The organism is Candidatus Leptovillus gracilis (assembly GCA_016716065.1).
GTDB classification, from domain to species: Bacteria; Chloroflexota; Anaerolineae; order Promineifilales; family Promineifilaceae; genus Leptovillus; species Leptovillus gracilis.
In genome coordinates, this window is sequence record JADJXA010000011.1 from 199,611 (window position 1) to 210,385 (window position 10,775).

Sequence of the window (10,775 nt, forward strand, 5' to 3'; positions counted from 1 at the left end):
TGCTGTGGCTTGCGCGGGAAAGCGATAAATGTCACCGGACTTGGGTGACAGCGCCACTTCCTTTCTGGCATTGCTTTGTTCTATAATGCAGCTATGGAGTGTGTCTCAGCAACCCGCCACCCGATAGTGCTTCTTGTATGGATAGGCCGAAGTCCGTAACCCGTTATCCGATGGCATTTGCCAGAGGCAGCGCCCTACGGATTACCGATAACGGATTACCGCTTACGGGTACTAACGGGCAATTTGGTGCGGTTTAGCGGTTTAGTTAGAAAGGGGGATGCCATGTCACGATATCGGATGTTATCTCTAGGTGGTGCGGTGCTGTTGGTTGTTTTGCTGGCTGGCTGCGCGATGGGCGACCAGCAGCAAGCGACCACCGACAGCGCCGCAGCAGACAACACAGCGACGGCTGCGGCTGTGCTGCTGCTGGAACAGACGACGAGTACGGCCGCAGCGGCCACAGCCCAGACGGCAACGGCCGTTGCCGCCACCATCAGCGCCCAAACCGCCGCGACAGCTCAGGCCGAAGCTGCACAAACCAGCGCGGCCGCCACCGGCGAAGCCGAAGCAGCAGCCAATGCCACGTCGGCGGCAGTTACGGCGGCAGCGTTGGCGCAAGCGGCTACGGCGACCTGGGTTGTGCAGACAACAGAGACGGTTGTCGCGCTGCGTACCGCCAGAGCGGAGCAAGCTGCCACAGCAACGGCCGTTTTTGTCGCCGAACATGAAGCCTTAATCAACGATGCCAAAACTAGCGCGCCGATCTACGGGCCGCGCAGTGGGGAATTGGTTCACGATGAAGATGATTTTATAGAAGAGAGTTTTGCCGGCGTCAACGTGCGCAACTTTGTCGCCGAAGCCACCTTTATCCTTGACCCGGCGGCCGGGCAAATAGGGGATCGAGATTTTGGCTTCACCTTCCGTGACCGCACGGCTGGCGCCTGGCGGTTGATTGTCATGCGCAGCCGCGTCTGGGAGCTTGCCCGGTACGATGACGATGAGTATGACCTGGTAAAATCGGGCCGCTATCCTCCTGGCATTTTTGCTGATAGGAACACGCTGACATTGTACGTGAATGATGAGGCGGGCTTCTTTTTTCTGAACGGCCGTTTCATCAGCGCCTTCTCTTTAATCGGTGGGCAGGAAACCGGGAACGTGGCGGCGGCGCTGGGCTTTTATGCAACCACTGAAAAGAAAGGCGAAGTGACACAGTTTGAGGATTTCACCATCTGGCCGCTGGGCGAACCACCCGCCGCGCCTGGCCCGGCCTCCACTGTGGCTCCGCGCGCTACTGCGCCACCACCCGGTTTCGACGCCACAGCAATGATGAACAGCCTCAACAATTTGCGCCTGACTATCGAAAACATAGGTGGGCTGTTAGACCGTCTCTATTATGGGCAGTCGCAAAGCTGCCAGGAGTACCTGGGGTACTACCAGGCGTTACAGCAGCGAACCACTCACAGCAACCTGCCGCCGGCCTGGCAGGGCATCTACAATGAATACAACGTTGCCGCTGATAACATCATCAGCACCAACGCCACTGTTAAGAATTTGTGTGAAACAGGCGGCGGCTACATCAGTGAATTTGATTATGGCGTGGCCCGGCAGGGCATTGGCGCCAGTCTGGACCGAATTAATCAGGCGATTCAGGCTGCTAATGGCCTACTGAACCAGTAGTTACTTCTTGCCCGGCATCAGGTAGGTTTTGTGGCGGAAGAGATACAGGTTATCTTGTTCTAGATAGGGGTAATTGAAGAACAGCGCTGTGTCCCGAAAATCGGTCCAGGAGAGGGCGTATTTCTCGTGGGCAAATTCGTAATAGGCGGCGCACAGATTGCCTTCATATAGGGTGATTGTCTTTTCCCAGGGTGGCTCGCCTGCTGTTGTCACCGTCAGATCTTCGCAGTCTACCAGCGCGTGGGACGTGGCGACAGCAGGTATGCCGCCTGTGCCCATATTTGCGCCAGACAAACTGCGCGTTTTGTCGGTGAGGGCCAGGCTGCTTGTATCTGTTGTGTTTGGCGTGGGATTGGCGGTAGGGGTAATGGCTGGCGCACCTTCGAGCGGCTGCCCGGAGAGCCATTTTCGGGAGATGTCGCCGGGGCTGCTGTTAACGACAAAGTAGATGGGCACGCGCTCCGACCCGGCGGCCGCGTCTGGCGTAGCGCTGCTGAGGGTGGCGAAAATCAGGTAACGGCCGTCTAACAGCCCGATGTTACTCTCCAACCGCACCGGCGCACTCACAATGCGCGACTCGCCCACGTTCATTCTGGGTGGCGTAACGCGCATAGTCATTGGGCTGGTAACGGTGAACAAATTTCCACTGTCATAAAACGTAACGCCGCCATGCGATTCTAGCAAGATGGTTGGTTGGAAGTTCTCATAAGCGCTGCTCACTTTAAGCAGCAGCCTGCCCGAGGTCGGTTGGGCCGGTTGGTCCAGATCTAGCCGGTATTCTATCCAATAATCCCCGGCTATAAAATTGGCCCAGTAGCGCTCGTTAAACGCTGCCTCCGAGGGCAAGATGGTAGCCCGGCCGATGGCGTCGGTTTCCATATAAACCAGGCAGGTGGTCCTGCCAAACTGCCTATCGCTGCCGCTGTACGTGGCCTGGGCATTGACCAGATAAGCGCCTGGGGCGCTGACGGTATACGGCCGTATCGGAAATATGATCTGGCGGTTTTCACCGGCAAACAGCCTAACGCGCCAGATTTCCGCATCTTCGATACGGGTTTCTTGGTGAAGGTGCTGCGCCGGTAAGAACTCCACGCCAGCGTCGGCGTGAACCAATACATCTATTTCCACATCCTCTTGTGCCGCCGCAACCGTCACTACCACGTCACACTGATTCGGCGCTGCCTCCAGACAGCGGGTCGTGGCGCTAATTCGTGGGGTCTCAACCGGCGCTGCTGCTGGTGGATTCTCCCGGCAGGCCATCACAGCCAGCGTCAGGGCAATGAAAAATATGGTTTGATTGGTTACGGCTCTCATCAATTCGCAAAACCTCCCACGCTTACAGCAACAATGATCCTCTCATGGTATCGCAGCTGGCTTTCATGAGATGTTAAAGTCGAGTTGGCACACCATTACATTATATTGTAAATTCTGGCACAAATAAAAAGCGAGAGCTAGAGCGAGAGGTTTGACCAGACTTTAGCTCTGGCTATTTTCGCAGGAGACTTCATGAGTGAGGGTTAGAGTTGTCAAATCTTTAAGATTTGACAACTCTATTCAGGAGGAAATATGAACATCACCAATTACCCGTATGAAACAAAAGTTCGCGTGACATTTCGTGATCTAGATGCCCTGGGACACGTGAATAACGCAGTGTTTTTCACCTATCTGGAAACGGCGCGCATCCTCTACATCACCAAATTTTTGGAACATGGTCTGCCGATGGCGTTTGATTTGATGGAAATTCCCATCATCCTGGTTGAAGCAATGTGCAGTTATAAATCGCAGGCGATGTTTGGCGAGATGCTGACAATAGGTGTGGGCGTGACGCGCTTTGGCAACAAGAGTTTTGACCTGACTTACAAGATTGTTGGGGAAGACGGCCGTCTCGTGGCAACCGGCAAAACCATCCAAGTGATGTATGATTACGACAACAACAGCGCTTTCCCCATTCCCGACGTTATCAAGCAAAGTGTCTACGCTTTCCAGGCCGGTTGGATTCCCGGCAATTAAGGAAAAACCATGTCCGATTACGAAACTGTGCTTTACGAAACCCAGGCCAATGTCGCCCTGATCACCATGAATCGGCCGGAGCGGCGCAATGCCCTCAATATGACCCTGAACAAAGATCTGCTGGCTGCGTTTCGCCAGGCGGCGGCCGATGACCAGGTTCGGGCGATTGTCCTGACCGGGGCGGGAGATGGCTTTTGCGCCGGAGCGGATCTGACGATTTTTAGCCAGCTGCCCACGCCTGAGCAGCTTCAGCAAGTGATCATCGAATCATATGACCCGCTGATGACGTTGATGGTGACGATGCCCAAGCCGATTATCGCCGCCATCAATGGGGTGGCTGCCGGCGCCGGTCTTTCACTGGCGCTGGCCGGCGATTTGCAAGTGATGGCCGACGATGCCAGCCTGATGATGGCCTTTAGTAACATCGCTTTTGTGCCCGATGCGGGGGCGACATGGTTGGTGATGCGGCGGCTGGGTTACGGCCGTGCCTATCAACTGGCCGCCGAAGGTGAACGCATCTCGGCCGAACAATGTCTGGCCTGGGGATTGACCAACAAAGTCGTCCCCGCCGATCAACTGCTGGCCGAGGCGCTGGCCTGGGCACACAAATTGGCCCAACGCCCCACCCTGGCCCTGGGGCTGACCAAGCAAGCCCTCACCTTTGCCGCCGAAAATGACTTGTCGGCGGTTATTGCCAATGAAGCGCGTCTGCAGATGCAAACCCTGGTCAGCCAGGATTTTGCCGAAGGGGTGATGGCTTTTATGCAGAAGCGGGAGCCGGTGTTTAGGGGGAAGTAGTTAAAAAAACAAGGATACTTCACATGACCAACCAACCAACTTTCGATCTGACGGGGAAAGTGGCGCTGATTACCGGGGCGTCGCGGGGGATTGGCGAGACCATCGCCAGGACGTATGCCCAGGCTGGGGCTAAGGTGGTTTTGTCCAGCCGTAAGCAGCCAGGGTTGGACCTCATCGCCGGGCATATCCGCCAGGCGGGCGGCGAGGCGTTGGCGGTGGCTGCCCATACCGGCGATGCCGAAGCCATTCAACGGGTGGTGGAACAGGCTACGGCCGTTTTTGGTGGCATAGATATTGTGGTCAACAACGCGGCTACCAATCCCCACTTTGGCCCGGTGATGACTGCCGAGGAGAGCCAGTGGGCCAAAATTTTCGATGTGAACGTGGTGGGCTATTTCCGCGTGGCGCGGGCGTGTTACGCCAGCATGAAGGCGCGCGGCGGCGGCAAGGTGATTAACATGGCCTCGGTGGCTGGCAGACGGCCGTTACCGGCCATGGGCGTCTACTGCGTCAGCAAAGCGGCCGTGCTGATGCTCACCGAGGTGTTGGCCGCCGAACTGGCCCCAGACAACATCCAGGTGAACGCCATCGCCCCCGGTTTTGTGCAAACCCGCTTCAGTGCGGCCATCTGGGGTAACGAAATGTTCAACGAAGCGGTCATGAAAACCATCCCCCAGCGGCGCATGGCCCAACCGGAAGAGCTGGCCGGCGTTGCCCTATATCTGGCCTCGGCCGCTTCCAATTTCACCACCGGCGCCACCTTTGTCGTAGATGGCGGCCAACTGGTGGGCAGTGGTATCGGCTAAGGGTCTGTTTCATTGGTGAAATAAGAGGCTTTATGAATACAATTTCCCCTGAATTGACTCTGCTGTTTGCCACTATTCACGAATTTGTGACGGAAGAGATTATTCCGCTGGAACCGCTGCTGTTGAACCATGAATACGACAAACTGCTGCCCCAACTACAGGCCAAACGAGACAAGGCCAAAGCGTTGGGGCTGTGGCTGCCGCAAATTCCGCAAGAGTATGGCGGTATGGGGTTGTCGTTGGTAGAACACGGCCGTGTCAGCGAAATTTTAGGCCGCTCCCTCCTGGGCCATTACGTCTTCAACTGCCAGGCCCCCGACGCCGGCAACATGGAAATTCTCATCGAACATGGCACGCCGCAGCAAAAAGAAACCTACCTCATGCCCCTGCTGGCCGGAGACATTCGCAGCTGCTTTTCCATGACCGAGCCGGAGAACCCGGGGTCTAACCCGACGTGGATGAGTACAACGGCCGTCAAAGAGCATACCGATTATGTCATCACCGGCCACAAATGGTTTACGTCCGCCGCCGACGGGGCCGCTTTTGCCATCGTCATGGCAATGACCAACCCGACAGCCGCCAAACACCAACGCGCCAGCCAGATCATCGTGCCCACAGACACGCCTGGCTTTCGCCTGGTGCGCAACACCTCGGTGATGGGCGAACGTGGCTTTGGCTGGGCCAGCCACAGCGAGATCATGTACGATGGCGCGCGCGTGCCGCAAAGTAATCTGCTTGGCCCGGAAGGGGCCGGTTTTGCCATCGCCCAGCAGCGATTGGGACCGGGGCGCATCCACCATTGTATGCGCTGGATTGGCATCTGCGAACGCGCCTTCGACCTGATGTGCGCCCACGTCGTGCGCCGTGAAGTGGCCCCCGGCAGCCGCCTGGCCGACCAGCAAACCATCCATAATTGGGTGGCCGAATCCCGCGCCGAAATCAACGCCGCCCGTCTGATGGTGCTGGACGCCGCCCATAAAATGGACGCGCAGGGCCAATACGCCGCCCGCGACGAGGTGTCGCTGATTAAATTTTACGTCGCCGGGGTGCTGCAAGCCGTGCTGGACCGCGCCTTGCAAGCCCACGGCGCGCTGGGCATGACCGACGAAACGCCCATCGCCTACTGGTTCCGCCATGAACGCGCCGCCCGCATTTATGATGGCCCGGACGAGGTGCATAAGCGCTCCGTCGCCCGGCGGATTTTAGAAAGGTATAACTAAAAACGGCGTGCAGTGGACCAGAAATGGGTCGCTGCACGCCGTTTGCGGTGGCTTGCTTCAGGTCCCCGGCGCTGCCAATGCGCCGGGGATTTTTGTTACATAACGCTTGTTATTCTGGGCGATGGCGCACGCAAACCCACAGAGAACCGATTCCCAGGGTTAACACGCAGGCGGCAATGATGACCAGCCCATTGACTTGTGGTGTGGCAGCGAGTGGGTTGAGGGAAACGGCCGTAGGCGAACCCTGCCGATCTAATGTCCCCAACGTAAAGTTGCTGCCCAAACAAGTGACGTTCACACTGCTGAACGTCACCCGGTCGCCGCTGACGGATGCGCCTCCGGTGCAAGTGAGCGTGATGTCGCTGAACGCGCCGGTGGCGTTCGGCCGGCTTAATAAGCGGTAGTTGGCTGCTGTTCCCGGCGTGCCGCTCATGCCCGCATTGCTAAAATCAAAGCTCAGCGTGACTGTGCCGCCGGCTGTGCCTGCATCTGTACGTGTGAAGTGGAACGAACGCAGCCAGCGGGCGGGGTCTGACGCTGTATCCCAGGGAGCGGCCACGGGCAAGTCGCTGATGGTGTTGCTGTTTTGCGGGACATTGTGACCAAACAGCAGCCAATCGCCATCAGCATTCAGGAAGGTGCCGTTGACAATAACCATCCCGGCTGCCTGCGCTTCGGTGTGGAGGACGCTACCAAACTGCCCAATACCGGCTACGTCCAGGTCAAAATTGCCATTGGCCGGGGTGTCGCCATCGTAGTAATCATTGCCGGCCAGGGCAATGCCGTATTTGGACGAGAGATAATTTTCTACCAAGATTTTTTGCACGGCCGGCAAATCCTCACTATAAAAAATTAACTCTGCCAGGTTGCCCGTGTAAGCAAAACCGTCTCCATTTCGCGCCCCAATAAAAATCGAGGCGGGAACGTCTTTAATATCCATGGAGGAATTACCTGAGTAAATACAGCCCGAAGCCGATTGAAGGGCATTATTTTTGCTGACCGTATGACTGGCATGTGTGCCGGCATAGGCGTGGGTTACAATTGCGGTAGTTGTATCCATCCAACCGGGATTAAGCGCCAAACCAGACGTTGTGCTGTTTCGCCGGATATAGGTCGTACATTCAGTACCGGCCGAATAAAGATTGCTGCCATCGGCAGAACTTGTGCTTTGCCCTTGTTCATATATAAAACCATCTCCGGTGCGATCAAACACAGAAAACACAGTGAATTCATCCAACGTGATGGATCCACTGACCAATGCATCAACTTCAGCAGCATTGAAGTAGAGAAGTGGTTGGCTGTTTAAAGCGCCAGTATTCAGAGTTGGCCGCTTGACGCTATCTCCCTGCGTGGCATTGGCGCCATTACCACTCTGGTCTTGCCAACAGCCAGCCGGGTTGCCATTGGTGGCGGTTCCGGTGCAGTCATCATTCGCGAAGACGCCCTTATCGGCGCGCAGCCAGAGTTCCAGGGTGCTGCTGCCATCCGTTAAACCCACGCCGCCGGGACCGTTGCCGGGCGTGGCGGCGGTGTAGGCCATTTGCGGCGCAGCCCACCACAAGGCCAGCATCACCAGGCCAAACAACAGCAAAAGGCGCAGGCCGGTTGTTTTGCCGCTGGCGCGGTTCTGTACAAGGTTTGTTTCCCTTTCCCCATTCATGTTCAAAATCTCCTATGTAAAATAAAAATAACGTCAGACACCTGTTATGTGTCTGCCATTTGTGGACCTATATCCAACAAGAGACATGCTCTCGCTGCGGGCATGTGCGGAACTGTTCTTGCATACTACTGGCGAGCGTAACAGGTTTGCTCAATCTCTGTCTGGCTCATGCACGATAAACGGCCGTATGAGTCACACGCATTATACAAACGGCCGTCACCCATCCAGGTTGGGATTTGGTAATAAATCTTCTCAGCCGCGTTTCTTGACCAATGGAATTGAAATCGTAGAATGGTAACATCCGTATCGCACATTCACTAATCCAGAAGTTCAACTTCCGGCGCGCAGTTGAGCTTCTGACTGAATACACCTGGAGGTTGTTTGCCCGATGATTTGCTTACTGCCTGAGACCGATTGGTTTTTCCCATGCGCCCGGCGGAGCGGCGTATGAGAGTAGGACTTATTCCGGCCGCCGGATTAGCCAGCCGATTGGGTATTACCACGCCCAAAGAGCTGCTGCTGTATCAAGGTCAGGCCATTATTGATTACAGCATTGACCATCTCATCGCTGCCAGAGTCAACCAGATTGTCATTGTCATTCGCGTGGGCAAAGAAGCCATCCGGGAGCATGTGGAAGAAAAATACGCCGGTTTCCCCTTTGTATTTGTCTACCAGAGCGGCGCCATCGGCCGACTGATAGACGCCATCAAAGCCAGTTACGACGCCATCAAAGGGCATGAGGTCTATTTTTGCATGGCCGACACCCAGATTAAACCCAACCCTTTTCCCAACGCGCTGAACAGCGAACTCTTGCTGCTTTGTTTCCAGGCGGTGGGGGATGAATGGCGCCATTTTGGTGTGGTAGATACCCAGGGGCGGCGCATTGTGGACAAACCATCAGACTATGTAGACGATATGTGTTGGGGCGCGCTGGCCTGGGGGCCGCCGTTCACGGAGAGGTTGATGGAGGCCAATGATTTTACGGCCGTCATGAATCAGGCCGCTTGGGACTACGCCCTCTGCATCACCAGCTACAAAGATATCGGCCTATGACCCCACCACATCTGCGGGACGATTCTTTTGCTTCCACCGTCAGCGGTTGGGGCGACCCCCGCTTTGTCGCGCGCGCGCGGCCGATTCCGCTGCCCGACAGATTAAACAAAGTGCCCAGGGGCAAATTTCGCCCAGTGGACGAAACGGTCCTTTTTTGGCGCGTCTTACGCGCAGCGCGGCGGGAGCGGGTGCTGCTGCTGTTTAGCTCCAGGGGCTACCTGAAACCGGAACTGCTGGCAACGGCCGTTATCGGCTTGTGGCCGCGGCGCTGGCGGCCGTTCATCATCTTCTACGGTGAAATGTATGAAAAGGATGCCGGGCTGCGCGGTCTCATTGAACCCTGGGTGATGAAGCTCGCCGACCGCGCCGTTTTCCGCTTTACCGTCCACTCCCAGGCGGAAATCCCTGTCTTTACCCGTTTGTGGGGCATTGATCCAGGCAAAGTGCGCGCCTGCTCCTTCTTCAACAAAAACGCCCGGCCTGGTGTGGTTGTGCCCGACAAACCGCGCGGTCAGCACATCTTTGCCGGCGGCACCTCCTTTCGTGATTATGAGCCGCTGCTGGCGGCGGCGCGGCTGCTGCCCAACCGTGAATTTGTTATTGCCACCAACAGGCTGGACGGCCGTACTGATCTCCCGGCCAACGTGAAGGCCGGGTTGGTCCCCCCGGCCGAATTTGACCGGTTGATTGACACGGCGGCGGCCGTTGTCGTGCCGCTGCGCACCGACGCCCGGCGGATCATCGGCATGTTGACTTATTTGCAGGCGATGTGGGCTAAAAAGCCGACCATCGTTTCTGATACATTGGGTGCGCGTGAGTATATTGAGGATGGCAAAACGGGTATCATTGTGTCTGGCACGCCAGAAAGTTACGTGACGGCCATAGAATGGGTGCTGGACCCGGCCAACGACGACCGTATCTATGAAATGTGCCAGACCGCCCACGCGGCCGTGCGCCAACACTTCACCATCGAAGCCCACGTCACCCAACTTCTCGCTGTTGTGGATGAAGCCCTGGCAGCGGTGGCGGCCAGGGCGTGAATAAGTTGTTTACCCACTTGCATAAGGAGACTTCACCGGCTGCGCCGACCACCATGAATGAAAACCCTGGGAGCGCAGGCGTCTCGCCTGCCAGGGCGGACGGGACGTCCGCGCTCCCATTTTCAGAGGAGAATGAATGATGGCTAATTTTCTGAAGATTGCTTTTGTAGATGAGCCTGGCGTGGAGAAAATTCGCGCCCTGGAGATAGAAACCGGCAAACATATCATGGCCTTCACGCCTGGCCTGGAAATCGCCGACCTGACGGAAGCGCAGCTTGCCAAAGTACGCGCCCTGGAAGAAGAACTGGGCGTTACTTTGTTGGTTTACGAAACCTGACGTATTGCCGATGACGCCCGATACCATGGATGTCCGACCCGATGAGCGGTTGGATGAGGCCAGACTGGCGGCCTATCTGTACGGCCGTCTGCCAGGCAGCGACCAGCCCCTCACCGTGCGCCAGTTTGGCGGTGGGGCCGCTAACCTCACCTACCTGTTGGATTATGGCGCGCA

Annotated in this window: 11 protein-coding genes; 9 read left to right on the top strand and 2 right to left on the bottom strand. The window is 56.7% G+C overall.

Translation table 11 applies throughout. The annotated features are described in order from the left end of the window. Positions 1-282 precede the first annotated feature (282 nt). Entirely contained in the window at positions 283-1,677 is a 1,395-nt protein-coding gene (locus IPM39_21935; GenBank protein ID MBK8988697.1) for a hypothetical protein, read from the top strand. Here IPM39_21935 and IPM39_21940 read toward each other — a convergent pair whose 3' ends face one another. After that, positions 1,678-2,991, bottom strand: coding sequence for a hypothetical protein (locus IPM39_21940; GenBank protein ID MBK8988698.1), 1,314 nt, complete (start codon positions 2,989-2,991; stop codon positions 1,678-1,680). 252 nt (positions 2,992-3,243) lie between these two features. On the opposite strand from IPM39_21940, the gene IPM39_21945 reads away from it, so the two are divergent. The 4 genes from IPM39_21945 to IPM39_21960 are packed head-to-tail and all read left to right on the top strand — an operon-like array spanning position 3,244 to position 6,511. Beyond that, positions 3,244-3,687, top strand: a complete 444-nt coding sequence (locus IPM39_21945; protein MBK8988699.1) for an acyl-CoA thioesterase — start codon at positions 3,244-3,246, stop codon at positions 3,685-3,687. A 9-nt stretch (positions 3,688-3,696) separates the two neighbouring features. Further along, the gene (locus tag IPM39_21950) at positions 3,697-4,485 is read left to right on the top strand and encodes an enoyl-CoA hydratase/isomerase family protein (GenBank protein ID MBK8988700.1); all 789 of its coding nucleotides are present in this window, start codon (positions 3,697-3,699) and stop codon (positions 4,483-4,485) included. Positions 4,486-4,508: 23 nt separating this feature from the next. Then, positions 4,509-5,291 carry a glucose 1-dehydrogenase gene (locus IPM39_21955; GenBank protein ID MBK8988701.1) on the top strand — a complete coding sequence of 261 codons (783 nt, stop codon included), beginning with the start codon at positions 4,509-4,511 and terminating at the stop codon, positions 5,289-5,291. A gap of 32 nt (positions 5,292-5,323) precedes the next feature. Continuing rightward, entirely contained in the window at positions 5,324-6,511 is a 1,188-nt protein-coding gene (locus tag IPM39_21960; GenBank protein MBK8988702.1) for an acyl-CoA dehydrogenase family protein, read from the top strand. Positions 6,512-6,620: 109 nt separating this feature from the next. Here IPM39_21960 and IPM39_21965 read toward each other — a convergent pair whose 3' ends face one another. Next, positions 6,621-8,171: a hypothetical protein gene (locus IPM39_21965; GenBank protein MBK8988703.1), complete on the bottom strand. Its 1,551-nt coding sequence runs from the start codon at positions 8,169-8,171 to the stop codon at positions 6,621-6,623. A gap of 447 nt (positions 8,172-8,618) precedes the next feature. Here IPM39_21965 and IPM39_21970 point away from each other — a divergent pair, with 447 nt between their 5' ends. The 4 genes from IPM39_21970 to IPM39_21985 form a co-directional block, all read left to right on the top strand. Beyond that, positions 8,619-9,224, top strand: a complete 606-nt coding sequence (locus IPM39_21970) for an NTP transferase domain-containing protein (GenBank protein ID MBK8988704.1) — start codon at positions 8,619-8,621, stop codon at positions 9,222-9,224. Continuing rightward, positions 9,221-10,264 carry a glycosyltransferase family 4 protein gene (locus tag IPM39_21975; GenBank protein ID MBK8988705.1) on the top strand — a complete coding sequence of 348 codons (1,044 nt, stop codon included), beginning with the start codon at positions 9,221-9,223 and terminating at the stop codon, positions 10,262-10,264. The genes IPM39_21970 and IPM39_21975 overlap by 4 nt, the downstream gene beginning before the upstream one ends. Before the next feature lie 136 nt (positions 10,265-10,400). After that, the gene (locus tag IPM39_21980; protein MBK8988706.1) at positions 10,401-10,601 is read left to right on the top strand and encodes a hypothetical protein; all 201 of its coding nucleotides are present in this window, start codon (positions 10,401-10,403) and stop codon (positions 10,599-10,601) included. Between the two features lie 10 nt (positions 10,602-10,611). Then, a partial coding sequence (locus tag IPM39_21985) for a phosphotransferase family protein (protein MBK8988707.1) occupies positions 10,612-10,775 on the top strand: 164 nt, incomplete at its 3' end.

Coding starts and splice junctions, on each gene's coding strand:
- IPM39_21935 (MBK8988697.1), top strand. CDS start 283: ATGTCACGATATCGGATGTTATCTCTAGGTGGTGCGGTGCTGTTGGTT.
- IPM39_21940 (MBK8988698.1), bottom strand. CDS start 2,991: ATGAGAGCCGTAACCAATCAAACCATATTTTTCATTGCCCTGACGCTG.
- IPM39_21945 (MBK8988699.1), top strand. CDS start 3,244: ATGAACATCACCAATTACCCGTATGAAACAAAAGTTCGCGTGACATTT.
- IPM39_21950 (MBK8988700.1), top strand. CDS start 3,697: ATGTCCGATTACGAAACTGTGCTTTACGAAACCCAGGCCAATGTCGCC.
- IPM39_21955 (MBK8988701.1), top strand. CDS start 4,509: ATGACCAACCAACCAACTTTCGATCTGACGGGGAAAGTGGCGCTGATT.
- IPM39_21960 (MBK8988702.1), top strand. CDS start 5,324: ATGAATACAATTTCCCCTGAATTGACTCTGCTGTTTGCCACTATTCAC.
- IPM39_21965 (MBK8988703.1), bottom strand. CDS start 8,171: ATGAATGGGGAAAGGGAAACAAACCTTGTACAGAACCGCGCCAGCGGC.
- IPM39_21970 (MBK8988704.1), top strand. CDS start 8,619: ATGAGAGTAGGACTTATTCCGGCCGCCGGATTAGCCAGCCGATTGGGT.
- IPM39_21975 (MBK8988705.1), top strand. CDS start 9,221: ATGACCCCACCACATCTGCGGGACGATTCTTTTGCTTCCACCGTCAGC.
- IPM39_21980 (MBK8988706.1), top strand. CDS start 10,401: ATGATGGCTAATTTTCTGAAGATTGCTTTTGTAGATGAGCCTGGCGTG.